Source organism: Clostridium tanneri, from assembly GCF_033659955.1.
GTDB classification, from domain to species: domain Bacteria; phylum Bacillota; class Clostridia; order Clostridiales; family Clostridiaceae; genus Clostridium_AM; species Clostridium_AM tanneri.
This window is the reverse complement of sequence record NZ_JARUJP010000008.1, coordinates 79,797-106,232: the sequence shown is the minus strand read 5'-3', so window position 1 is coordinate 106,232 and position 26,436 is coordinate 79,797. Positions and strand designations below refer to the sequence as shown.

Genomic DNA, 26,436 nt, shown 5'->3' with positions numbered 1-26,436 from the left:
ATCATAAATAGGCAGTGAACCTTCACTGCCTATTACATTTACTATGATATCTGTTTATCCTCTAAATTTTCTTTTGTACTGCTGGTGGATTCCTCATTCATCATTATAGTAGTTTCCTCTAATTCATCAAAACCATCAAAACAGATATTTTCATCACCGTTATCAGATGAATCCCTACTAACTCTCTCCATCTTTGATATTGATACTTCATAGGCAATTTTCTTAATTACTTCAGTTTCTGAAATCTTTTTCTGATATTCTCTACTTTGCAACCTTCCCCATACTTTAATGTTATCACCAACTTTTAAGCTTTTGCAAAACCTTGAGTTTCTCCCCCATGCAATCGTTGGTATGTAGTCTGACTTATTATAAGCTCTATTTACCGCAAGGAGCATATCTGAGATTTCTCTTCCAAAAGGAGTTGTCCTATACACTGGCTCTTTGCATATGAAGCCATCCATGAAAATTTGATTAGGATTTTTACTTCTTTCTTCACATATACTTATATTACGAGCAAATACAGTCAATATTAGTCTATTAGCTCCATCTACAAACTTATTGTAAGACCTTAATTGGCCCTCTACAATAATCTGAGAGCCAATTTTAATATCCATTCCGCTAATTAGCCTTTCAGATACAGTAACAAACAGTGTATCTTTAGCGTCACTTAGTCTTGGAACCTCGATATTAAAGGTATAAAATCCTTCTCCATACATCTCATGACTAAACTGAAGTTCTGATACTATTTCTCCTTCAAGGTAAATCTTATTATTTAACATTAAATTATCCATCGTAACCCCTCTTTCCCTTAGTTTTTAAATTATCTTATCAACATATAATTATTCGAAAAATATAGAAAATATACTAACAAATATTTAAATTAAAATCCTTAGCTAAAGATAGTTAACTTTTTTCCTTTATTTAAACTACCTATATCTTTCCCTTCAATTAAACCTATTGTAATCCCAACCATAGCTGCGTATATTTCGTCATCACCATTAAAATTCATGGTAACAGGAAGTTCTTGTGGCTCGAGCCTTTCCAATGCATTATAATTAAGTTCCCTTTGTAAGCAGTATACAAAGCTATTATTATCCTCCATGCTAGAAACTGTAACTGTATTTTTACTTCCCAAACCATAAGTAATTAAGTTGCCATATATATTAACATTGTTATTTTTATAACCTATTGATTCCATATTAACAAAACAATAACCTCCGTTTATTAGAACATCTTTAATATTACTACTGGAGTTAAAGACTACATAATCATAGTACGTTTCATTTTTTACTGCATACTTGGTGAAAAATTTTACTTCTACATCTAACAGCTTGAGAACTTTCACTAAATATGAGTAAAAAGCTTTGTTACCACCTATAATCGCTATTGTTTTCATTCTTTGCCCTCCCGATAAAATAATTTGTTAAAACTATTTTAAACAGGATATAGTTTTTTATACCATATCATTTGTTATTCTATAATATCTCCTCCCTAAAGTTATATATTTCCATTATATACAAATTTCCTACTTGTTTCAATAATTCTTACAGTTGAAAGGCTATTAATTACAAAAATCTGTCATTAAATCCTTTATCTTTTTTGCTAATTGCTGATTTGCTTTCCACTATAATCTACTTTATAGTTATCTTTATAGATTAAATCACCAGTTTTAACGAATTGATATCCCTCACTTTGGAATTTTTCTATAATCCTAGGCAGATTTTCTGGTGTATATTTAGCATTATTATGAAATAGCAATATAGAACCAGGCTTTGTGTTTTTTATAACTCGGTTATATTCTATATCTGCACCCTGTTCCTTCCAATCTATGCTATCTACGTCCCATTGTATACAGTAATATCCTGCTTCCTCCACTGTTTTAACTACCAAATCATTATATGCCCCTTCTGGACATCTAAAAAGCTTAGTTCCTTCACCAGTTAGATTTCTTATTTTAGCGTCATTTATATGCATATCTTTAATAATGTTTTCCCTAGACAGCTTAGTCATATCTGGATGTTTATTAGAATGATTTCCTATTTCATGTCCCCTTTTATAAATTTCCTTTAATCTATCAGGGTATTGATCTACCCATCCACCTACAACAAAAAATGTAGCTTTAATATTATACTTGTCTAGTATGTCCAAAATTTTCTCTGTATTATCATTTCCCCAACTAACATCAATAGTTAATGAAATTTTCTTATCCTCTGTATCTACACAATAAATTGGCAGTTTTTTATCTAATCTTAATAATACGCTGGTATCACTTTGATTCATAAAAATAGCTGTTGTAGTTCCTAAGAAAAGTAATATAAGTACTAATAATATTTTTCTTTTTATTCTTAGTTCCAAGTTATTCCCCCCAAAATATTTATCCCTATAAACTTATATAGTATATTTTGGTGCTAAATATTACAGAAATTAAGTAAATTTATTATTAATATTTTGTAATTGTCCTACCCTTATTTCTATGAAAATGAAAATAAATAAAGCACTGTGCTATTTCAGTGCTTTATTTATTTTCATATATTTTATGTTATAATATACTCAAGAACTTATCATATAGGGAGGATATATAATGTTTGAGGATACCTTAGAATTAGCAGAGAATAAATTACTGCTTCTTTATATATTTGATAAAATTAAATTCCCCGTTTCAAATAACCAGATAACAGAAATCATCTTAGAAAATAACTTTATAAACTACTTCACTCTACAACAGTATTTAACTGAACTACTTTCATCTAAGTTTTTGAGATATACAAGTGAGTCAGGAAGTCATAGATTTTTAATAACTGAAAAGGGTGTAAAGGTTCTGTCTCTATTTAAAAACAGAATTTCTGATTCTAAAATCCAAATAGTAGACGACTATTTGAATAAGGAAATCGATAGCATAAAGAAGGAAGTTACTGTAACTGCCGACTATACTATTGAACAGAACAATAATTTTATTGTCAATCTAAAGGCCCTTGAGAATGACTCAATACTTATAGACATTAAAATTAATGTTGCCTCCAATAAACAAGCAAAAAATTTATGTGAAAAGTGGAAAAGTAATTCTTCAGAATTATACGGAAAAATCATGCACATGCTAATAGAAGACTAGTTTAATTCTTTATACTATCAAATCAAAATCATACCTGTAGGTTCTCCTCCTATAGGTATATATTTTTTATTCTCATCTTTAATATTTACTCTTATTAGTAGGTTATTATAGTTATCTCCTACATAAATATTTTCTCCAAATTTTATTATTCCTCTCGGCATTCCTCCAACAATTATATTCTTATCTTCCCTATAATGGTTTATATCAATAATACTTACGCTTCCATCTCCAAAATTTGATACAAAGCAGTAATTTTCATTGCTACACATATCTATTGGGGAATTTCCTGCTGTTATTCTATTTATAACTTTATAATTCTTTAGTGATACCACTGCTATACTTCCTCTAAAATCTGAGCCAATGTTACTCTCACATACTAAAGCATGATGTCCATCTACTGTGAAAAGTGCCTTAGTTGGGTATGCTCCTACTCTTATATGCTTTATACTTCCATTATTTTTACAATCGATTAATGTTATACTATCATCTTCCATATTCGTTACTAATAAAAGCTTTTTTTCTTTATTCAAGCATATACTATGTGGTAGATTTCCACATGGGATTTCCTCAACAACCCTATTTTCTAGTATGTCAAAGACCAGTAGGCTATTAAGGTCTCCGCATATTATATAAGCGTTGTTTTCAAAAACTACAACGTCATTACAGTGTAACCCTATATAATAGCTATTTTCTTCAGTTTCCTTTAATATATTTATAACTGATATGCTATTGCTATAATTATTAGCAACCAATATTTTATTATTATTTGCACATACTCCATGGGGACCTACCCTATTATTCATACTATTCGATTTTAGGTGAATTCTATTTTCTTCAACAAAGCTATCTAGGTTGACCTTTGAAATATAATCTGAAGAAGTATTACATACATACAAATGCCCCAACCTTATCACCCCCTTACAAATATAATATGAATATTTGTTAAAATGGGTAATAACAATTAGTAAAGATTTTTTAAATTAGTTTAAGAACTAAGCTGTATAATACCAGAAGCTTACCTATTTTACCTTTCTCTAAAATTTAGAATTATATTAATGACAAAGATTTATATTTTATATATAATATTCATGTTGACTTAAATAATTTTTACAGGGTAGGTGTTTTTATGTATATTTTTTCAACTAATGGTGTTTGTTCTAAAGAAATAAACTTCGATGTGGTAGACAATAAAATCTCTAATGTTAGATTTTTAGGAGGTTGTGAGGGAAACTTACAAGGTCTATCCCGACTTCTAGAAGGTATGGAAGTTGATGATGCTATTGAAAGATTAAAAGGCATAAGCTGCGGTGGAAAATCCACTTCTTGTCCAGATCAGTTCGCTGCTGCTCTTGAAAAACTTGTAAGCAATAAATAAAAATTTACTAATAAAAAAAGCTGCTCTATAAGGTATACACATCCTTAGAACAGCTTTTTCCCTTTTTATAGATTCTTTATTATTTTTCTCATATCCCCTATCATATATAGAGATCCGGAAATTAACAAAAGATCATCTTCTTCACAGTATGAAAGAGCTAGCTTATACGCATCTTCATAATTTTCTATTGCTTCACACTTAATATGGTAGTTTTCTACTGCCTTCTTAAGTTCATCGGCGCTTTCTGCCCTATAACTATTAGGTGTCACTGCAATAATTCTATCTGCTAGAGGAGCAATTGTGGCTATCATCTTGTCTACTTCCTTATCAGCTAATATTCCAAGTATTAAAATCATTTTATTATACTTAAAATACTGTTGTACATTTTCTCTTAGCTTGCTGATACCTTCTATATTATGGGCTCCGTCAATTACCACTAAAGGTTTCCTTTTCATAACCTCTAATCGGCCAATCCATTTAACTTCCCTCAGCGCACCAACAATATCTTTCTTATCAACGGTTATCTCTCTCTCCATTAGCTGCTCCACCACAGAAACTGCTACAGCACAGTTTAAAAGCTGATGTTTTCCTAAAAGAGATAAAGCTATATCATAATTATCCTTAGCCGTTGTAAGTTTAAAATTTTGAGTATATGTATCAGTATTCTTATCTACTTTCTCATTATTTTCTTGTAAATATTCAACAGAATTAGTTGATACTCTTACTAAATTACATCCTCTTTCTTCACAGATTTTTTCTATTACCTTTTCCGCCTCTGTTTCCTGAGGATACATTATTACAGGAACACCATCCTTTATTATCCCTGCCTTTTCCCATGCAATCTTTTCTAGAGTATCTCCAAGAATTTGCATATGATCATAACTTATTGAAGTAATTACCGTAGCTACTACTCCACCAGAGTTATCTTCTGAATAAGCCTCCATTACGTTAGTAGAGTCAAGTCTTCCCCCTAGTCCAACCTCTACTACTGCAAAGTCAACTTTATTTTTACTAAAGTAGTAAAACATAGTACAAGTAATTATTTCAAATTCTGTTGGATGTTCATAACCTAGCTCTATAACCTTATCCACTGCCTTTGAGACTTCTGTAACTGCTAAGCTTAAATCTTCCTTTGAAATATTTTCATTATTTATCTGAATCCTTTCCTCAAATACTTCGATAAAAGGTGAAGTGTACATTCCAACTTTATAGCCAGACTGCATTAATATCTTTGTAAGCATAGCAGTAGTAGAACCTTTTCCGTTAGTACCTGCTATATGTATAGTCTTTATCTTCTTATGAGGGTCTCCTAGAAGTTCTAATATCTTTTTTGTTCTCTCTAACCCAAAATTCATACCAAATTTAGCTGTATTCGTTATGTAATCAATGGCTTGTTCATAATTCATAAATCTCACATCCCCACTTTTTTCCTTTATTCTATCAAAAATTTAGTATTTAATCAATTTACTTTCTATTATATATATAGTTTAAATAACTTAATCTTACATATAAAAATATGCCCATATCCTCTGTATACTTAATTGTTATAAATATACAACTGATATGAGCATATCCTTACCTAGTCTATACTAACTTTAAAGCTAATTATAGTTATTTCAAGCTTTCTAGTCTTACTATAACTGCCTGAAGCATTTCTTTATATTTCTCACCTTTTGCCTTTTCTTCTTCAACAACTTCTTTAGGTGCTTTAGCTACAAACCTTTCATTTGCCAGCTTCTTCTCTACTCTGTCAATTTCCTTTTCTAGCTTTTCTTTTTCCTTATTTAATCTTTCTAGTTCTTTTTCTAAGTCTACTAAATCAAGTAATGGCATAAACATTTCTGCCCCTCTTGTAACTACTGAAACTACATTTTCTGGTGCAGCTTCTTTAGTATCTAGGAATTCTACTTCACTTGCTGAAGCAAGCTTCTGGAAGTATGTTTCTCCATTTTTAAATGCGTCTACAGCCTCATTTTCAGTTACAAAAGCTAATACTTTAGCCTTTCTTGAAGGAGGTACATTCATTTCTGTTCTTACATTTCTTAAGGACTTAATAGCTTCTATTACATAGTCCATATCTTTTTCTGCTTTTTCATCCTTTAAACTTTCGTTATACTCAGGCCACTTTGATATAGCTATAGATTCGTAATCTGTGTATAAGTGAGTATATATTTCTTCTGTTATAAATGGCATTATAGGATGTAGTAGTTGTAAGCTTGTAGTTAAAACCTTATTTAATACGTTAAAGGCAACACCTTTAGCTTCCTCATCCTCACCATACATAACTGGCTTAACTAATTCAATATACCAGTCACAGAATTCACCCCAGATAAAGTCATAAACCTTTTGTGATGCTATTCCTAACTCAAATTTTTCTATGTTATCTGTTACTTCTTTTACAAGAGTATTCATTCTTGATAAAATCCATCTATCTGCACCGCTGTAGTTCTTACAGTCTTTGTATTTGTTCATTATTTCTTCATCTAAATTCATAAGAACAAATCTTGATGCATTCCATATCTTATTTGCAAAGTTTCTAGCAGCTTCAACTCTTTCTGGATAGTACCTTATGTCATTTCCAGGAGCATTTCCAGTTATAAGTGCAAATCTTAATGCATCTGCTCCATATTGCTCTATTACATCTAGTGGATCAACACCATTTCCTAAGGACTTTGACATCTTTCTTCCTTCTGAGTCTCTTACTATACCGTGGATTAATACATTTTCAAATGGTATATCATCTAAACAATATAGACCTGAGAATATCATTCTTGCAACCCAGAAGAAAATTATATCATAACCAGTAACTAATGTACTGTTAGGATAGAAGTATTTAAGGTCTGGTGTTTTCTCTGGCCATCCAAGAGTAGAGAAAGGCCACAATGCTGAACTGAACCATGTATCTAATACATCCTTATCCTGCTCTAATTTATCACTGCTGCACTTACTGCAGTTAGTTGGTACATCAACAGAAACTATAACCTCTCCACAGTCCTTACAGTACCAAACTGGAATTCTGTGTCCCCACCATAACTGTCTTGAAATACACCAATCTTGAATATTTTCCATCCAGTTAAAGTAAGTTTTTTCAAATCTCTCTGGTACAAACTTAACCTTTTTACTTCTTACAACTTCTAAAGCTGGTTCTGCAAGAGGCTGCATTTTAACAAACCATTGCTTTGAGATTATTGGTTCTATAGTTGTGTTACATCTATCGTGACAGCCTACATTGTGAACGTGGTCTTTAGTTTTTACTAAGAAACCTTGCTCTTCTAAATCCTTAACTATAAGTTTTCTAGCCTCATATCTGTCTAGTCCATCATACTTAGTTCCTGGGAAGTTCATTCTTCCATCTTCATGCATAACGTTAAGTTCTGGTAAGTTATGTCTCTTTCCTACTAGGTAATCGTTAGGGTCATGTGCTGGAGTTATTTTAACTGCTCCTGTTCCGAATTCCACATCAACATAGTCATCTGCTACTATTGGAATTTCTCTATTAACTAGCGGAAGCATTATAGTTTTTCCAACTAAATGTGCATATCTTTCATCACTAGGGTTAACAGCAACAGCTGTATCTCCAAGCATTGTCTCTGGTCTAGTAGTTGCTATTTCTAAGTGTTCATCAGTTCCTACTACTGGATATTTAATATGCCAGAAATGACCAGCCTGCTCACTGTACTCAATTTCTGCATCTGATAAAGCAGTTTGACATTTTGGACACCAGTTTATTATTCTGTTTCCTTGGTAGATTAATCCGTCATTATAGAGTCTTACAAAGAATTCTCTTACTGCTCTATTTGCCTTCTCTTCCATAGTAAAACATTCTCTTGTTGAATCTACAGAACAACCTAACTGTTTTACCTGATCCATTATTCTGCCTCTGTATTCATCAGCCCAATCCCAAACTTTTTCTAGGAAGGCTTCTCTTCCCATTTCCTTCTTCTTAAGACCTTGCTTTAAAAGTTCATTTTCAACCTTAACTTCTGTAGCAATACTTGCATGATCCTGTCCTGGAAGCCATAATGTACTGTATCCTTGCATTCTCTTTGTTCTTATAATCACATCTTGGATAGTATCATCTAACGCATGACCTAGATGAAGCTTTCCAGTAATATTTGGTGGAGGTAATACTATTGTATATGGAGTTTTATTTTCATCCACTTCTGGAGTAAAGTAACCTTTCTCCTCCCAATTCTTATAAATTCTGCTCTCAAATTCTTTTGGACTGTAGGTAGTAGCCATTTCTCTTTTTTCTGACATGTTTATTCCTCCTTAATTTATATATTCTTGTATCTTGCCATTATATATTCATCAGTATATTTGCCATTTCTAATAGCAGCATACTTTCTTGTTCCCTCAATTTCGAATCCAAAACTCTTATAAAGGTTTATAGCCTTTTCATTGTCTGTAAACACACCTAATTCTACTCTTACCAGCATAAGCCAGTTGTCAGCTAAATTAAGAATGCTATTCATTAAGGCTTTGCCTACTCCTTGACTTTGATACTCCTTGTGTACCATAATTCCAATAGATGCTGTGTGCCTTGTTCTAGGGTTTCTATTTATATTAAGTCCTACAACCCCTACCACCTTTTTAATATTATTGTCATTTATCTCAGCTACAAGCAGATGATCATGTTCACTCAAACTGTTTATGAATGCTTCAGACTGTGAAACTCTTTCACTGATTATTCCTAGAATATTTTCTCTTACCCCATCCATTACTCTTATTTCATTTATACCTTTAGCATCTTTTGAGTCTACTGGTCTTATATTAACGTTCATTTAAAAGCCCCCTTTTTAAATAACCCATGAAAATAAAAAAAGCCTTCATCCTATAAAAGGACGAAGACCCGCGTTACCACCTTTTTTCCTGCAAAAATACAGGCTCTTAATACAATTAACGGTTAAGAAAACCGTCTTTACCTACTAAAACCTTCAGCAAAGAAGCTCCAAAGCTACCTTCAAAGTGATCCGTATAGAAAATCTCTCAGCTAATAGACTTTCCTCTCTTAATACTTTACTACTTCTACTCCTCTTTTTCACAGCCATTTTATATCAATATTTAACTATTAAATATTATTATAACGTTAATTATTCAACTGTCAAGACATTTTTATACTAATACCCTTATGGTATATTTCAATAATACTGGTAATAATAAATTAAGGTTCAAATTGATACTTATAAAATTACTATACATTAGGTTGAACTAAGTATTTTTAAAATTGCGGAGGGGAAAAATGGCTGAGAACATTCAAAATTCATCTGATTTAAAGCAAACTGTTGGTTATTATTTATATGATTGTTTAAAAAGAGAAGGCATCACAGAAATCCTTGGAGTTCCAGGAGATTATAATTTTTCGCTTCTAGATATTCTAGAAAAGTATGAAGGCATAAATTTTATCAACTGCCATAATGAATTAAATGCTGGCTATGCAGCGGATGCCTACGGAAGGGTTAAGGAAATAGGTGCCTTAATAACTACTTTCGGAGTAGGTGAATTAAGTGCTTGCAATGCTATTGCAGGCTCCTATTCCGAGAATGTGCCTGTTATTCATATAGTTGGAGGCCCTAAAACAAAGGTTCAGCAGCAGCATAAACCAATGCATCATACCCTATTAAATGGAGACTTTGATGTCTTTAGAAAAGTTTATGCTAACTTGACAGAGTATACAGCAACAATAACTGCTGAAAATGCAGTCTTTGAAATTAATACAGCTATTCAAAAGGCAAAGGAAACAAAGAAGCCCGTATATCTGCTTATTCCAGATGATGTTGCCACCCAGACTATAATGAGCAGGGATATTAGCCTAGAAAAGAAGCAAACAGATCAAAGTTCCTTGCAAGCTGCATTGCAGCATATAGATAAAATGATAGAAAAAGCACAAAGCCCAGTTCTTCTTTCTGGTGTTTATGTGTCAAGATATAGTCTTCAGGCACAAGTTCAGCAGTTAGTAGATAAAGTTAACCTTCCTGTAGCTACTATGATGATGGGTAAAGGTTCCTTTGACGAAAGTCATAAAAATTTTATTGGCTTATATGCTGGAGACCTTGGAAGCAAGGAAATTCAAAACACAGTAGAAGCTTCTGACTGTATTTTAGCTATTGGTACTATTTGGTCCGATCACAATACTGGTGCTTTTACTGCAAAGTTAAATCCTTTAAATATCATAGAAATTCAACCTTATAGTGTGAAGGTTGGCATGTCAGTATATGAAAATATATTAATACAGGATATGTTAAAGGAGCTTTTGACAAAGATTAATAAAAGAGTTGACTATGTTAAAACTGCAGCTTCTTTCTACAGTGATGACAATATATCCTTAGATGAGGATGTTTCTTCAAAGTATTATTATTCAAGATTTCAAAAAATGCTTAAAGAAGGTGACATACTTATTGCAGATACTGGCACTTTAGGCTTTGGAATAGCCCAGTTAAGACTGCCAAAAGGCGCAACTTATATATCCCAGAGCGGATGGGGCAGTATAGGTTATGGAACCCCTGCAGCCTTTGGTACCTGTTTAGCAGCAAAAAATAGACGTGTAATCCTCTTTGTGGGGGATGGCTCTAATCAAATGACAGTTCAAGAAATCAGCTCTATGCTGCATAATAACTGTAAGCCTATTATATTCTTGATTAACAACAAAGAATATACCATAGAAAAATATCTTAACGTAGCTGAGAAAAATACCCATTACAATGATTTACCTTCATGGGACTACTCAAAGCTCACAACAGCCTTTGGAGGAGACTCTTTTACAGCAAAGGTTTATACAAATAGAGAACTTGATGAAGCAATAAAAAAGGCAGAAGTTCAGTGTAATGAAAGATTATGTCTAATTGAAATATTTGCTCCTCAGATGGATGCTCCACCTATAGTGCATAAAATGACAAAGGTACTGCAGCAAATGCAAAAATAGAATAGCCTATGCTTAAGAATTTAAAAATGTATATAAAAAAACAGGAATTTGGATAACATTAAACAAACATAGAAACTTGAATTCAATACTAATCTCTCCCTTTATAGTAAATTTGTTTATAAGTTCAAATTTACTATAAAGGGGAGGTTGTCTATATATTTAATATTTTAAATCTACAGGACATTTTCCGTAGGTTTTGCCTGCTTCCATAAACATTTCAACCTTTTCTATTGGTGTATGCATTGGAATTTGACATCCTGTACTTAAAATATAGCCTTTTTTAGAATCATGTCCCTTTCTAATACATTCCTTAACTGACCTAAAAATATCTTCTTTACTTCCTGAGTATACTGCCTCTACCGGTGGCACATTTCCAGTAATAACTACTCTGTCACCCATTATCTCTTTGGCTTCTTCTAAATCCTCTGCATTATCAATACTGAAATTAGAAACACCTGCATTTACGACATCTTCCCAAATGCCCCTACTCTTTCCGCAAATATGTATACCAGGAGCACTTCCTGTTTTTTCTTTTATCTTATTAATATTTTTCTTAAGAGCAGGTAATGAAAATTCTCTAAACTGTTTTGGACTTATAAGACTATTAGATGAAACTGGGTCTGCAAATCCAATAGACACTCCTAATTTAGCTACTTCCTCTATATACCTATTGTTAGATTCTGCTACTATCTCCATCAAGGTATGAACTCTTTCAGGATATTTGACCATCCACTTTAACAAATTTTCTGTTCCTACCACTGAAGCCGCAACACTAAAAGGTCCTGACATAGCAGCACCAACATCTACTTCATCCATAAGAGCATCCCTGGTAAGTCTTATTGCCTCAATTAAAGTTGGCAAATTCCCATCTTTTAAGGGATTTACAACTTTAAGAGACTCTATCTCATCTACAGATTTAATGGCTGGTTCTATTAAATAGGAAACGCCATAATCAGGATAACCTACCTTTGCCCCCATAGCCTCAGCAACTCCTCTAAGACTAGTAGATATACTTACGCCATCATGACGGAGTCTTTTAAATAAAGCTATTTCCAAATTTGCCATAAGCTCTGCTGAATGATAATACTCCCTAGCTGTTACCCCAATAAAAGGCACCATAGTAACCCCCATATCAGGTACACATAATATTCTATCGATTTCTTCGCCTCTAGAAAAGGCCTCCATTCTTTCTTTCGGTGTCATTTCTTCTCTAATCAATTGTAAACATCCCCTCTTCTACTTTCATATTTGAAATTCTAACATTAGTAACAGTAGAATTTCTATAACCATATTAAATTCAAATAATTTAGGCCTCTTCTATAAAATTTTAATATAGTGTTTTTTTTAAAAGTAACTACCTGCTATAGAAATTCCCCTGTATTATTTAGAAAAACATTAACACAATTACTCTTCTTTTCATAATATAAACTAATCAAAATTTCTCTGGAGGTATTTTATGAAAAGAAGCAGATTTTTGCCTTTATCAATTCTTTCAATTCTAATCTTCATTACTACAATTTTTGCTGGCTGCGGACAGAAAAAAGAAGACAAGACTATGGTAACAGTTAAATTAAATGAGGTTACCCGTTCAGTATTTTATGCTCCTATGTATGCTGCAATAAGTCAGGGCTTCTTTAAAGAGGAAGGAATAAATATTGAGCTAACTACTGGTCAAGGTGCTGATAAGACCATGCAGCAAGTATTAAGTAAAAGCGTAGATATCGGTTTTTGTGGTCCTGAACAGGTAATCTACATCTACAATCAACAAAAAGAAGACTATCCTATTCTCTTTGCACAGTTAACTCAGAAGGATGGTTCTTTCTTAGTTTCACGAACAGATGAAAAAGACTTTAAATGGGAATCCTTAAAAGGAAAAAATGTAGTTGGAGGAAGACCTGGCGGCGTACCTGAAATGGCTCTTGAATATGTACTTAAGAATCATGGACTTCAACCAGGAAAAGATTTAAATGTTATTACCAATATAGCCTTTGCTGCTACCACCGGAGCATTTAAAGGTGGTACTGGAGATTATGCAGCTTTATTCGAGCCAAATGCAAGTATGCTTAAGAAAGATAATGCTGGATACGTTGTAGCTTCTGTAGGAAAGGAAGCTGGTAACATTCCTTATACTTGTTTCTTCTCTACAAAGTCCTATATGGAAAAAAATCCAGAAACTATAGAAAAGTTCACTAGGGCTATCTACAAAGGCCAGCTTTGGGTTCAAAAGCATAGCGATGAAGAAGTAGCTAAATCAATAAAATCCTTCTTCCCTGGTACTGATGAAGATATTCTTGTAGCTGTTACTAAAAACTATAGAGCTATTGATGCCTTTGCAACAACACCTATATTAAAGGAAGAAAACTTAAGTAAGCTTATGGATATAATTCAATCTTATAAATCAGAGTTAATTCCTCAAAGGCCACCTTTCGATAAGATTGTAAACAATACATTTGGTGAAAAAGTAATAAAAGATATTAAATAAAATAATTTGTAAAAAACGTATCAATTCCAATGGGAAGTTCTGATTCTAGAATCAAATATTATTTACATCGAAATCCAACACTAGGAACCAAGCATATCCTTTATGCTTGGTTCCTTCATTTTTTGAGAGGGCTATTAAATAGTCTAATATTTAAATTTTTTATGGGATTTATTCTATCTTACCTCTTTTAAAATCTTTCAATATTCTTATATAATGGTTTGCTTCTCTAACTACATGATCACCTAAAAGTGGATACGCAATAGACTTAATCTTACATTGTACTAGTCCTTCTGTACCTTGTTTTTTAAAATCTCTAATATCTATTGCATTCTTAAGGCTTCTGTTAGTTACTTCTGGTAGCAGTGCCATGTCTTGAGACAGACTCCTAGCCTCTTGAGTAAGCTCATCAAACTTTTTCCCAAAGTTATTTGCAGTATCAAACAATTTTTCCTCAGTAGGATCTAAAAGTCCTCTGATAAACTTAGAGTGTTCAGCCATAATCCTGTTCCAGAAGGTCTCCTGATATGCGGCTTCTCTTGCTATGTTAAACTCTTCCCTTCTCTGAAGCATGGTAAGCATTCTTAGGTAAAATTTAGCCTCTCTTAGAATATGGTCAAGAAGTAGTGGATAGTTTGTTGTAAACATCCTGCAGCATAAAACATTCTGAAGTATATTACTTTTGAAACTTGCGATTTGCTGTGCCGCTCTTATAGCCCTATTGTTTAGATTTTCTACCATTCTTACAGTATTCATAGAAATCTGTCCTGGACTACTCATAGCAAGAGATGCTTCCATTCTCGTTATGTTCGGATTAATTTTAATATTAGTATAGAATTGAGTTTCTCTTTCTGCATCTAAAGTTAGGTCAGTTACTAATTCACCAGAGTTTGCAACTTCAGGACTGATTATACCCTCAGACATTCTAATAGTTTCTACAAGAAGCTGGCTGAATATATTTTTTAGTGCCTCTGACTGTTCAATGTACTGTTGATCTCTTGTAGTAAATGCTGCCTCTAAAAATATAGAGTGTTCTTTAGCAATTCTCATAAAGAATAGGTTTAACTCCAGGGATTGTCTTACAAATTCGCTATTTGATAACATATTAGACCTCCATATATTTACTCATCATAACATAATATGAGTAATAGAATTGCTTTACTACTATATAGTAAAATAATTAGCATTCTTCTTAGCAGCCCTTTCATGTCATTTTTTAAATTATAGTACCAGTTTACAATAAAATATAGCGTTAAAAGAACCAAGCATAAATAGTACGCTTGGTTCTTTTAACGCTATATTACACAGCTATGTTAACTTCATTATCAACATCATTGTCATTTTCATTAATATCCATCAGTTTGCCCTTCTTATTGCGAATTACGCTAACGGAGTATAAAACCAATCCTATAGGAAGCCAGAATAAAGTATATTTAAGTCCACTATTTATATAAGGAAGTATAACCTCCCATCCTACTCCTTTTAGATTTAAATACTTCAATGGTATTGCAACATGTATAAATGGCCATAAAGCTCTAACAACCTGTGAAAATCTACCTGGCATCATATATTCAGGATATGTAACCCCACAGGTCATAATCATAACCAAGTTAGACATAAGATAAAATTGAAAAAAGTAAACATTATTATTAATAAAGGATGAAAATACTAATCCTACAGCTGTAAGATTAATAAAAAACAAACTCATCAATACAATATATATCACTATGTCCCCCCGAAGAGGAAGCCTATACATTTTTCCAATAATACCTAATGCAGTAAAGCTCGATATAATAGATACAATAGAAATCAATAATATTCTTCCTAAAATATTAAAAATGTTTTCTATACCTTCTTTTGACCGTAATTTAATAGAAGAAAAAATCTTTTTCTTTTCTATTAGAAGCGGTATTATAAATTGCGTTAAAAAAACCATTTGTATTGAAAATGGTACAACAGTATAAGCTAAATTTCTAATGTAACTAGATTGAGGATCATAGAGTGTACGTTCCACATATGAAAAAGTCCCAAGAGTACTTTTCGCTATGTAGGGCAACAGATTATTTCCTTGTAAAACATTTAGTTGTATACCTGCGCTTAGCGTACCTAGAACTGCACTGCTATATCCTAATGCATTACCTCCAATAATCATATTAGTTCCATCTACTAATATAAGTGCATTAGGTGCTTTCTTTAAGCTTAAATTTTTACTAAAATCTTCAGGTATTATAATGCCTCCATTTACTTGCTTTTTCTTAATTGCATTTTCTAGTTCAGCCTGAGAATCTGTGTAATAGTTAACCTTTAGCCCAGGGTGATTTTTAAGTTGTTGAACAATGCTTCTTGACAAGGACGAATTGTCAAGATCTACAACTCCGAAAGGAATATTTTCTACGAAAACCTTACTATAAACAAAGCTTACAAGAAGTATTCCGATTATAGGAGTCATAATAAAGCTAATAACATTATTTTTCTCTTCCTTTAGCAACTTTAGTAACTTCATATTTCTACCACCTCACTGTATTCTGGCTTTTCAGCTTTTTTACGTCTAGGTAATCTTTGAAGCATAAATATTAAAAATGTAATGCCCCACATAATAATTACAAATTTAGAAAGCCAGTAAATACTAGGTAAAACATCTTGTATGTTGCCCCCTATAAGTGATAAATCTCTCATAGGTATAGCAAAGTATGTAAACGGAATATACTTTGCTATAGTTGAAAAAACATTGGGCATAGCTATTAATGGGTATGTATAACCTGAAAGCATAAGCGTTGTTCCTATTATGCCGCAGGAGGACGTTGCTGCTAATTTATCCCCTTTTTTAAGCAAATTCATGAGTATTCCAAAGTTTGTCATACCAATACTGAAAAGTATAGTTAATATAACCGCTGCAATAATAGAGCCTCGATAAGGAAAAGCAAAATATTTATATTGAATCCCAATAGTTAGCGAAATAGAAACCGCTCCTACTAAAGCACAAAGGATTCCTTTAAAAAAGAGGCGTATATAATTCTCCTTTTCCATTATCATAACACCTACTAAAGCAATTCCCATTTGAGCAATGACTAATAAAACTCCCTGCAGCATGAAATTAGGCATATTTTTTGCAGGATTCCCTATAAATCTTGAAGTATATGTCATCGGAATAATATTTTCTTTAACTACGTTTGGTTTTAGACCAAGTTTTCCTTCGCCTATGCTAATTAAATATCCTGTTTTTATAGTACTTAAAACTTCTGAAATTTTTCCTTTTGCAGAACTAGCTAATGAAGATTGTGCTCCATCATAAAAGGTCATAATTTTAGGAGACTTGCCATTTAATAAGTCTCTTGAAAAACCCTCAGGTATAAGTATTCCTGCTGCTACTCTTCCCTCATCTATTAACCTTTTAATATCATCATCATTATTACTGTATGCTATAACATTAAAGGTTTCATTTGTTCTTATTTGCTCTACAAGGTTTTGAGTTGTTGAAGAGTTATCATGATTTACAATGATAGTTGGAACACGACTAACCTGATGGGCACTAAATTCGTACCCCAGAATGAAGCTGGACATAGTAGGTATTACTAAAAGCATAATTATAGGGATCAATATATGCTTAAATCCTGCCAACTTTCTGAAAACATAAAATATCTTTTCTTTCATAACAAGTACCTCTTTACTTTCCAAAGTCAACAAAAGCTGTCATTCCCGCACGAAGAGGTACATCTAAGTTATCAAATTGAATTTTAACCCCATAGGATAATATGTCAAATTCCCCGTTATCATTTGTTGCTCTTTTAACTGCAAAGTCAGCATTTTTGTTAATTCTAGCAACCTTACCAGTAAATTTCTTGTCCTTATAGCCAGGAATTTTTATAGAAACCTTTTGATCCAATTTAACTTTTGAAATATCAGTTTCTCTTACGTTGCACATTATTGAAGGGTCATTAGTATTTGTGATAACAATCAGCGGCATTCCTGAGGACACAAGATCACCGGATTTCACGTTAAGCTCAGTGATTACCCCATCTGCCGGAGCTGTAATTGTAGTATTTTTCATGTTAACATTAAGCTCCTCTAATGCAGCTTGAGCCTGTTTAAGTTGTCCTTCTACAGCATTAACTGCTGCACTTGCCTGTTCTACCTGTGCCTGTAGTCTTGCTATAGCCTCAGGTCTTGTCCCTTTTTTAAGTAACTCATATTTATTTTTTGCAATTTCAAATTGAGACTGAGCATTATCTAGAACTTCCTTAGCTGCATATCCTGAGTCGAATAACTGTTTTGTTCTATTGTAATTCGTTTCAGCAAGATCACAAGTTATTTTAGCTTGGTTAATTTCTTCCTCTCTTGAGCCATTTTGCGCCTCCTGGAGCTGAGAATCCACAACATTTCTAGCAGCTTGTGATGCACTGAGCTGTGCAGTTACAGTTTCTATTTGAGCTTGTATCTGAGATTTTCTTGCTGCCAAAGAATCGCTATTTACTGATACTAAAACTTGACCTTTTTTAACAGTATCACCTTCTTTTACAAATACTGTTTCAATTTGGCCTCCGGTTTGAGAATTCACATTGTTACTTTCCATTGATACATTTGATTGGACCGTCAAAGTCTTATTATCATTATTTATTATTTTATCTCCTGTTAACTTTGTACATGAAGTAAAAAAAATTGCCATGATTACTAATGATAATAATGCAGTAACTTTTCTAATTTTCATAAAAAACCTCCTAAACAAAATAATAGTTTTAAAACTTTTTTTGATTAAGGATAAGATTTCCTATAAAATTAAATGAGAGATTATATTAATTTAGAGAAATTTTATTGTTCTAAAGTAATTTAGTCTGTAACTTAATGATAGATATGTTGATTGTGAAAAAATTTGATAAACCTGTAATTACTAAAATGAATATCTTTTGGAATTAGAGCGACAATACAAAATTATATATAATATTGAAATATTGTCAATATAAATATTGAACTTTTTTATTAAGAATTTTATAAATAGAGAAGTAAAAACAATTTAAACCATTATAGTTGCAAAGGAAACTAATATCTGCTATACTCAAATTAGTTTCCTTTGCAACCAACTTAAAGGAGATGTTGATATGAAAAATGAATCCTTTGGAAAATACATAGGTGCGATTAATAGAAGATCTCAAAGTTTGATAAACAAAAAACTCGAAGGAATTGAAATTGGAAGTGGACAGTATGAATTTTTTTACCTTATATCACAAAATCAAGGGATAAGTCAAAAGGAATTAAGTGAGAGATTAGAAATAGGCAAAGCTACAACTGCAAAAGCAGTTAAGGTTCTTATGAAGAATGGATATGTAAGAAGAGAAAAAGATTTAGAGGATAAAAGATTTTATAAACTGTATCTTACAGAAGAAGGTACAAAAATTGCTCATTTGGTCACCCCAGCTCTCGAAGAAATAATGGCAATTTACTCAAGTGGTTTTACAGATGAGGAAAGTGTTTATGTATTAAAGGTATTGAAAAAAATACTTAATAATGTTTATAATGCCACAAAAGACATGGATTTGGACTAAATAAAAGAGCTTATTGATATACTTCTACAATGAAAAAAACTACAATAAAGTTTTTGGAATTTTCCAAACTTTACTGTAGCCTTTTTTTATTAAATAACAAAACCTTATTTCATATTTTCTCGCCCTAATGTAACTATATTCCATACACTTGAGACATTATGGATTTTATATCTACCTATTTTTTTATCTTTTCTGCTGCAATTTGCTCTCTAGCTTCTCTATCCAATCTTGCAGCTTCACTTTCCATAGCTTTAAATGCCACTGAAAGCATAAGTTTTATTCTATTAAGTTGATTAACTTCACTAGCTCCTGGATCATAGTCTATAGCTGCTATATTAGCTCCTGGATATCTTCTTCTAAGCTCTTTTATCATTCCTTTGCCAGTTACATGATTAGGCAGGCAGGCAAAGGGCTGCATACATATAATATTTTTAGCACCACTTTCTATTAGTTCAACCATTTCTGCAGTTAGGAACCATCCTTCTCCTGTCTGGTTGCCTAGGGATACTATAGGTGATGCTCCTTCTGCTAATCTTTCTATATCCACTGGAGGATCAAATCTATGACTATTTAATAGTGCAGCTCTCATATATCTTCTATAGAACTCGATAACTTTAATAACGGCTCCTCGAATAGCCTTACTTACTCTGTCTCCTGATAAATATTCATATTTAAATTTAGCATCATAAGCGCAGTATAGGAAAAAATCCATCAAATCTGGTACTACCGCTTCAGCACCTTCTTTTTCAATTATATCAACTATATTGTTATTGGCTGTTGGGTGGAATTTAACAAGTATTTCTCCTACTACTCCAACCCTTGGCTTTTCTATATTATTAATTTCTAGAGTATCAAAATCTTCTACTATAGAGTAAACATTTTCTTTAAACTGCTTGTGATTTCCGTTTCTCACATTTTCCTTGCATTTTTCAATCCATTTTTCATATAAAACATTTGCAGATCCTGAAATTTTTTCATATGGTCTTATTTTGTAAAGTACTTTCATAAATAAGTCCCCATATAAAATACCTATGATTGCTTTATTTAAAAGACTAGGCGTGATTTTAAATCCAGGATTCTTTTCCATACCTACAAGATTTAAGGATATTACCGGAACTTGAGGCATGCCTGCATCTTTTAATGCCTTCCTTAAAAAGCCTATATAATTTGTTGCTCTGCAGCCACCTCCAGTTTGACTTATCATAACTGAAATATTATTTAAATCATATTTATTAGATTTAAGTGCCTCAATTAATTGTCCAACCACAATTATTGACGGATAACAGGCATCATTATTTACATATTTCAATCCTTCATCTACAGCTTTTTTATCTACTGAAGGAAGCACTTCTAAATTATACCCACAGGCTTTAAAGGCCTCTTCTAAAAATTGAAAATGTATTGGTGACATCTGAGGGCATAAAATAGTGTGATTTTTTTTCATTTCCTTTGTAAAAGGAACTCTTTCATCAAGTAAAGTAATCTTATGTGGTTTAAATTCTCTGGCATCTCTTTCTTCTAAAGCTGCCTTTAAGGATCGTATTCTTATTTTTACAGCACCTAGATTACTTCCCTCGTCTATTTTTAATACTGTAAATATTTTTTCGTAACTATTTAGTATTTCCTGTACTTGATCTGTAGTTACTGCATCCAAACCACAACCAAAAGAATTTAATTGTATTATATCTAAATTCTCCTGAGTAGCTACAAAGCTTGCAGCAGCATATAATCTTGAGTGATATACCCATTGGTCTACAACCCTTAGAGGTCTTTCTATTTCCCCAAAATATGCTACAGAGTCCTCTGTAAGCACTGCCATTCCATAGGAACTGATTATATCAGGAATACCATGGTTAATTTCTGGATCTATGTGGTATGGTCTTCCTGCAAGTACTATTCCTCTTTTTCCCGTTTCATTAAGATACTCTAAAACCTCTTTACCCTTTTGTCTTATATCTTCTTTTACAACTCTATCTTCCTCGTAAGCCTTCCTAACAGCTTCAGCGATTTCACTTTTTGGTATATTAAACTCTCTTAGTTCGTCAAATAATCTTTTTATCAGTCTATTTTTGTTATCTAAAGGCAAAAATGGACTCATAAATTTTATATTTTCTTCCTTTAGAATGTCCATATTATTTTTTATTACCTCAGGGTAAGAAGTAACCATAGGACAGTTGTAATTATTATCTGCCTCTACCTGTTCTTTTTGTTCATAAGGAATACATGGATAGAATATAAACTTTACCCCTTTCTTAACTAAGCTTACTATATGCCCATGTACTATCTTCGCAGGGTAACAGGCTGACTCGGAAGGTATAGTTTCAATTCCAAGTTCATATACTTGTTTAGATGACCTTGGAGACAACTCTACTCTAAATCCTAATTGGGTAAAAAAAGTAAACCAGAAAGGGTAATTCTCATACATGTTAAGTACCCTTGGTATTCCTACTTGGCCTCTTTTAGCATCCTCCTTTTTAAGAGGAGTATACTTAAAGATTCTCCTATATTTATAATCATATAAATTAGGTATATCTACATCAGCTTTTTCTAACCCGGTTCCCCTTTCGCATCTATTTCCTGAAATAAAGGCTCTTCCATCAGAAAATGTATTTATAGTAAGAAGACAATTGTTAGCACACTTTCCGCATCTCTTCATATCTACTTCTGTAGTAAACTTATCCAACTCATCAGAACTTAACAGTGTGCTTTTATATCCCTCTAAATACCTCTCTCTAGCAATTAATCCGGCACCGAAAGCCCCCATGATACCTGCTATATCCGGCCTTATTACCTCTCTTTCTGATATAAGTTCAAAAGCCCTTAAAACAGAATCATTATAAAAAGTTCCGCCTTGTACAATTATCTTGCCTCCAAGTTCTTTAGGGTTTCTTATCTTTATAACCTTAAAGAGAGCATTTTTAATTACTGAATAGGAAAGACCTGCGGATATATCTCCTACAGTAGCTCCTTCCTTTTGTGCTTGTTTAACCTTGGAATTCATAAAAACTGTACATCTAGATCCTAAATCTACAGGGTTTTTTGAGCTTATTGCTGTTTCCGCAAATTCCCTAACATTCATTTTTAATGAGTGAGCAAAGGTTTCTATAAAAGACCCACAACCTGAAGAGCAAGCCTCATTCAACATGATACTATCAATAACACCTTCTTTAATCTTTAGGCATTTCATATCCTGTCCACCAATATCTAAGATAAAATCTACTCCTGGCCTAAAAAACTCTGCTGCCTTGTAATGAGCTACCGTTTCAACTTCCCCTATATCCACTAAAAGCCCAGATTTTATAAGCCCCTCTCCATACCCGGTAACTGCTGAGTTAACTATTTTTGCTTTTGAGGTTAATCTGCCATATAAGTCCTTTAATATATTTATTGCAGACTTTAACGGACTCCCTTCATTACTTCCGTAAAAAGAATAGAGAAGATTTCCCACCTCATCTACAAGTGCTGCCTTTGTAGTTGTAGACCCTGCATCTATTCCTAAAAAACAATTTCCTTCAAAATCTTCTAAGCGTTTTTTGTTAACAGCATATTTACTATGACGTTTTCTAAACTCTGCTAACTCCTCTTCGTCTTTAAAAAGAGGTCTTAAGGACTGTACTTCCCCAGTGGTAACAAGTTCTAGTTTAGGTAGCCTTTCTACCAAGGCACTAGAAGAGATAGTAGATTCTTTTTTTGAAGCTAGTGCTGCTCCCATAGCCACAAATAACTGAGAATTCCTAGGAAATATCACTTGCTTCTCTGTTAGTTTTAAAGTTTCAATAAATCTCTTTCTAAGCTCAGATAAAAAATAAAGAGGCCCCCCTAGAAAAGCTACATTACCCTTTATTGATTTGCCACAAGCAAGTCCACCAATTGTTTGATTTACTACTGCCTGAAATATTGATGCTGCTATATCTTCTTTGGCCGCCCCTTCATTTAATAAAGGTTGAATATCAGTTTTAGCAAAAACTCCACACCTTGCAGCAATAGGGTAAATCACCTTATACCCCTTTGCCAGATCATTTAAACCCTGAGCATCTGTTTGCAGAAGAGATGACATTTGATCAATAAATGCCCCAGTTCCTCCAGCACAGGTTCCATTCATCCTTTGATCTATTCCATCGTCAAAAAAGGTTATCTTGGCATCCTCACCACCAAGTTCTATTGCAACATCAGTAATTGGAATAAATCTTTCTATGGTATTTGTGCATGCTATTACCTCCTGTATAAATGGTATATCCAACCATTTAGATACAGATAGCCCACCTGAACCTGTAGCCATTATCGTGATATTCGCATCTTTAATATGCTTATAGGCTTCTTTTATAACGCTGATTATAGTGCTTCTTATATCAGAAAAATGTCTTTGATAACTGCTATATACTATACTATCTTTATTGTCTGACACAATGATTTTTACTGTAGTTGACCCAATATCAAGTCCTATATGAAATAACTTTCTCATAAATCTTATCACCTTTTTACAAATTAATAAAAACAGTTCGATTGAAAGTATAAACCTATCACAACATTATATTAATCCTGAGACCATTTGTTAAATGTCTTGTTTACTATTAAATATATAATTTTTAGTGAAAAAAATAACCATACCTTTTAAATATACGGTTATTATGTAAGCCTATAGATTTAATTAACTTTTAATTAAGATTCAACTAACTTTTTATTAATTTTTATTTAAATCTATATGCTTTCTCCTATTAGGACCTGTTAAAATTACCCTGTATATTAATATTATAACATATATCTGCCTTTGTCTATTTCAAATTTTTGGTTATACACTGTACAATTATAAATTAGCAATATATCCTCCTAATTCATATAATGAACTAGAATATTTTTAAATAAAATTTGATAGGGGATGATCTTTTGAACAAGGTATCAATTAATAATATTCATATGAACTATCACTCCTTGAAAACTTGGACTAAGGCATTAAATAATATATCCTTTGACGTAAAAGAAGGAGAATTTTTAACTATTGTTGGTCCTTCTGGTTGTGGGAAATCAACGCTTCTAAATATAATTGCTGGTCTTTTAAAACCATCTTTTGGTGAAATCCATGTTGATAATGAAAAACTATCCTCTGTTTCAACAAAAATGGGTTATATGTTCCAAAGAGATCAATTATTTGAATGGCTCACTGTGTGGGACAATATAGTTTTAGGGCTTAAAATTCAGCATAAATCTATAAAGGATTACAAAGAAAATTTAGACACACTTCTTAAAGACTATGGTCTGTGGGATTTTAAGTCTCATTATCCTGATGAACTTTCTGGTGGAATGCGTCAGAAAGTGGCTTTGATAAGAACCCTTGCACTGAATCCAGAAGTACTATTGTTAGATGAACCTTTCTCCGCTTTAGACTATCAGACTAGACTTAATATAAGTGATGAAATATTTAAGATAATAAAAAAAGAGGGTAAAACTGCCATAATGGTTACCCATGATATTTCAGAGGCAATAGCAATGTCAAATAGAATAATTGTCTTATCTAAGAGACCTGCAGAAATACGAAAAATTTTTGACATCCAGTTTGCAAATAATCACGATTCGCCATTAAAGTGTAGAGAAGAACCTGAATTTAGAGTTTACTTTAATGACATATGGAAGGAGTTGAATACTTAATGAAAGATGAAATTAGAGAACATGATTTATATATTCAAGGAGTAACTAAAAGAAAAAGAAAGATTATAGCAACAAGATTTATAATACTAATACTATTCTTTGCACTTTGGGAAATCGCTGGAGACCTTAGATGGGTAGATCCTTTCCTCACCAGTACTCCATCAAGAATGTGGAAGGCTCTCATTAAGTTATATGCTGAAGGAGCTTTATTCAAGCACATTTGGATAACTTGCTGGGAAACTATAGTTGGCTTTGTACTTGGAACTATTCTAGGAACTATAATTGCCATTATCTTATGGTGGTCTGACTTTGTTTCTCAAGTTCTAGATCCATATATTGTTGTCCTTAACGCTCTTCCAAAAGTAGCTCTAGCCCCTATTATTATATTCTGGGTTGGCAACGGTGCTGCAGCTATAATTTTGGTAGCTCTATTAATTTCTATAGTAGTAACAATTCTAACTGTGTTAACCGGATTTAAGGAAGTAGATATAGATAAAATAAAGCTTCTTCAAACCTTTGGGGCTTCCAAATTACAAATTTTAAATCATCTTATACTTCCAGCTTCTATCCCTACTCTAGTTTCAGCATTAAAGATAAACGTAGGTCTCTCTTGGGTCGGAGTTATAATGGGAGAATTCTTGGTAGCAAAGGATGGTCTAGGCTTCCTAATAATCTTTGGAGGTCAAATTTCTCAATTGGACACAGTTATGCTTAGTATAATAATACTAGCTATCCTAGCTTATATAATGTATGAAGCTGTAGAATTTATTGAAAAACGGGTAAGAGTAAAAGCTCAACATTAAATTAAGTATATAACCTAGATAATATATCTTTGTAAACTTACTCTCTTAGCTCATTTATTCATATTAGCTATATAGAAACAGATTACTACTTGTTGAATAAAAATCCAAAATGTGGTTAATATCTTAATATTAAATCTTATATTTTATAAGATTTTCACGGAAATCTAACAGAAGAATATAAGACACTCAAGGAGGATTTAAATGAGCTATTTTCAGAAGGCTAATGATTACTATAATACTAAAGATTATAAAAAAGCTATAGATATGTATGAAAAAGCTATTAAATATAAGGATAATGAAGCTTCTTCCTTTTATAATTCTGCTGTATGTTTTATTAAGCTTAAAGAGTATAAAAAAGCCATTCCTCTGCTAAAGTCAGCTATTAACTTAAAAATGGATAGTAAATATTTTTTTAATCTTGCATACTGCTATACTATGTTAAAGGATAACAGAAAAGCTTTGGTATACTTTAATACAGCCTGGTGCTTGGATAATAACGACAGTGATTGTGAGAAAGCTATAAACATCATATTAAAAAACTACTTGCTAAAGTCAAATTAGAAATAAG

General features: G+C 32.5%; 21 protein-coding genes and 1 other annotated feature. Of the genes, 8 read left to right on the top strand and 13 right to left on the bottom strand.

The genetic code is table 11. The features are described from left to right. Positions 1-41 precede the first annotated feature (41 nt). From P8V03_RS08875 to pdaB, 3 genes are all read right to left on the bottom strand, one after another. Positions 42-791, bottom strand: coding sequence for a single-stranded DNA-binding protein (locus tag P8V03_RS08875; protein ID WP_261672029.1), 750 nt, complete (start codon positions 789-791; stop codon positions 42-44). Positions 792-889: 98 nt separating this feature from the next. Then, complete coding sequence (locus P8V03_RS08870; protein ID WP_261672030.1) at positions 890-1,396, bottom strand: hypothetical protein; 507 nt, start codon at positions 1,394-1,396, stop codon at positions 890-892. Between the two features lie 206 nt (positions 1,397-1,602). Then, positions 1,603-2,355, bottom strand: coding sequence for a polysaccharide deacetylase family sporulation protein PdaB (pdaB, locus tag P8V03_RS08865; RefSeq protein WP_318797905.1), 753 nt, complete (start codon positions 2,353-2,355; stop codon positions 1,603-1,605). 226 nt (positions 2,356-2,581) lie between these two features. Here pdaB and P8V03_RS08860 point away from each other — a divergent pair, with 226 nt between their 5' ends. Further along, a complete protein-coding gene (locus tag P8V03_RS08860) occupies positions 2,582-3,109 on the top strand; it encodes a DUF4364 family protein (RefSeq protein WP_318797904.1) in 528 nt (175 codons plus the stop codon). Between the two features lie 17 nt (positions 3,110-3,126). Here P8V03_RS08860 and P8V03_RS08855 read toward each other — a convergent pair whose 3' ends face one another. Beyond that, on the bottom strand, positions 3,127-4,014 hold the full coding sequence (locus tag P8V03_RS08855) for a YncE family protein (protein ID WP_318797903.1): 888 nt from the start codon (positions 4,012-4,014) through the stop codon (positions 3,127-3,129). A gap of 221 nt (positions 4,015-4,235) precedes the next feature. Between P8V03_RS08855 and P8V03_RS08850 the strand changes: the two genes are divergently transcribed. After that, a complete protein-coding gene (locus P8V03_RS08850) occupies positions 4,236-4,484 on the top strand; it encodes a TIGR03905 family TSCPD domain-containing protein (protein ID WP_318797902.1) in 249 nt (82 codons plus the stop codon). Positions 4,485-4,549: 65 nt separating this feature from the next. Here P8V03_RS08850 and P8V03_RS08845 read toward each other — a convergent pair whose 3' ends face one another. The 3 genes from P8V03_RS08845 to P8V03_RS08835 all read right to left on the bottom strand — a co-directional run bounded on the left by P8V03_RS08845 (position 4,550) and on the right by P8V03_RS08835 (position 9,268). Then, the gene (locus P8V03_RS08845; protein WP_318797901.1) at positions 4,550-5,890 is read right to left on the bottom strand and encodes a bifunctional folylpolyglutamate synthase/dihydrofolate synthase; all 1,341 of its coding nucleotides are present in this window, start codon (positions 5,888-5,890) and stop codon (positions 4,550-4,552) included. A 205-nt stretch (positions 5,891-6,095) separates the two neighbouring features. Beyond that, positions 6,096-8,744, bottom strand: coding sequence for a valine--tRNA ligase (locus tag P8V03_RS08840; RefSeq protein ID WP_318797900.1), 2,649 nt, complete (start codon positions 8,742-8,744; stop codon positions 6,096-6,098). A gap of 17 nt (positions 8,745-8,761) precedes the next feature. Further along, on the bottom strand, positions 8,762-9,268 hold the full coding sequence (locus P8V03_RS08835) for a GNAT family N-acetyltransferase (RefSeq protein ID WP_318797899.1): 507 nt from the start codon (positions 9,266-9,268) through the stop codon (positions 8,762-8,764). A 53-nt stretch (positions 9,269-9,321) separates the two neighbouring features. Then, positions 9,322-9,538 (bottom strand) — a binding site (T-box leader). A gap of 188 nt (positions 9,539-9,726) precedes the next feature. Here P8V03_RS08835 and P8V03_RS08830 point away from each other — a divergent pair. Beyond that, the gene (locus P8V03_RS08830; protein ID WP_318797898.1) at positions 9,727-11,406 is read left to right on the top strand and encodes an alpha-keto acid decarboxylase family protein; all 1,680 of its coding nucleotides are present in this window, start codon (positions 9,727-9,729) and stop codon (positions 11,404-11,406) included. A 159-nt stretch (positions 11,407-11,565) separates the two neighbouring features. Here P8V03_RS08830 and P8V03_RS08825 read toward each other — a convergent pair whose 3' ends face one another. Continuing rightward, entirely contained in the window at positions 11,566-12,624 is a 1,059-nt protein-coding gene (locus tag P8V03_RS08825) for a uroporphyrinogen decarboxylase family protein (protein WP_261672039.1), read from the bottom strand. 238 nt (positions 12,625-12,862) lie between these two features. Between P8V03_RS08825 and P8V03_RS08820 the strand changes: the two genes are divergently transcribed. Further along, complete coding sequence (locus tag P8V03_RS08820) at positions 12,863-13,888, top strand: ABC transporter substrate-binding protein (protein WP_318797897.1); 1,026 nt, start codon at positions 12,863-12,865, stop codon at positions 13,886-13,888. 168 nt (positions 13,889-14,056) lie between these two features. Here the strand turns inward: P8V03_RS08820 and P8V03_RS08815 are convergent, their stop codons facing one another. The 4 genes from P8V03_RS08815 to P8V03_RS08800 form a co-directional block, all read right to left on the bottom strand. Continuing rightward, positions 14,057-14,989, bottom strand: a complete 933-nt coding sequence (locus tag P8V03_RS08815) for a DUF2935 domain-containing protein (RefSeq protein ID WP_318797896.1) — start codon at positions 14,987-14,989, stop codon at positions 14,057-14,059. 196 nt (positions 14,990-15,185) lie between these two features. After that, complete coding sequence (locus tag P8V03_RS08810; protein WP_318797895.1) at positions 15,186-16,388, bottom strand: ABC transporter permease; 1,203 nt, start codon at positions 16,386-16,388, stop codon at positions 15,186-15,188. Beyond that, the gene (locus P8V03_RS08805; protein ID WP_261672880.1) at positions 16,385-17,536 is read right to left on the bottom strand and encodes an ABC transporter permease; all 1,152 of its coding nucleotides are present in this window, start codon (positions 17,534-17,536) and stop codon (positions 16,385-16,387) included. The genes P8V03_RS08810 and P8V03_RS08805 overlap by 4 nt, the downstream gene beginning before the upstream one ends. A 13-nt stretch (positions 17,537-17,549) precedes the next feature. Further along, positions 17,550-18,590: an HlyD family secretion protein gene (locus P8V03_RS08800; protein WP_261672881.1), complete on the bottom strand. Its 1,041-nt coding sequence runs from the start codon at positions 18,588-18,590 to the stop codon at positions 17,550-17,552. 388 nt (positions 18,591-18,978) lie between these two features. On the opposite strand from P8V03_RS08800, the gene P8V03_RS08795 reads away from it, so the two are divergent. Then, positions 18,979-19,422, top strand: coding sequence for a MarR family winged helix-turn-helix transcriptional regulator (locus P8V03_RS08795; RefSeq protein ID WP_261672882.1), 444 nt, complete (start codon positions 18,979-18,981; stop codon positions 19,420-19,422). 175 nt (positions 19,423-19,597) lie between these two features. On the opposite strand, the gene P8V03_RS08790 is transcribed toward P8V03_RS08795, so the two are convergent. Next, a complete protein-coding gene (locus tag P8V03_RS08790) occupies positions 19,598-23,884 on the bottom strand; it encodes an acyl-CoA dehydratase activase-related protein (protein ID WP_318797894.1) in 4,287 nt (1,428 codons plus the stop codon). Between the two features lie 422 nt (positions 23,885-24,306). Here P8V03_RS08790 and P8V03_RS08785 point away from each other — a divergent pair, with 422 nt between their 5' ends. The 3 genes from P8V03_RS08785 to P8V03_RS08775 all read left to right on the top strand — a co-directional run bounded on the left by P8V03_RS08785 (position 24,307) and on the right by P8V03_RS08775 (position 26,429). After that, on the top strand, positions 24,307-25,065 hold the full coding sequence (locus P8V03_RS08785; RefSeq protein WP_261672884.1) for an ABC transporter ATP-binding protein: 759 nt from the start codon (positions 24,307-24,309) through the stop codon (positions 25,063-25,065). Continuing rightward, positions 25,065-25,868 carry an ABC transporter permease gene (locus P8V03_RS08780; protein WP_261672885.1) on the top strand — a complete coding sequence of 268 codons (804 nt, stop codon included), beginning with the start codon at positions 25,065-25,067 and terminating at the stop codon, positions 25,866-25,868. The genes P8V03_RS08785 and P8V03_RS08780 overlap by 1 nt, the downstream gene beginning before the upstream one ends. Before the next feature lie 201 nt (positions 25,869-26,069). Continuing rightward, complete coding sequence (locus P8V03_RS08775) at positions 26,070-26,429, top strand: tetratricopeptide repeat protein (RefSeq protein WP_261672886.1); 360 nt, start codon at positions 26,070-26,072, stop codon at positions 26,427-26,429. The last annotated feature ends 7 nt before the right edge of the window (positions 26,430-26,436 follow it).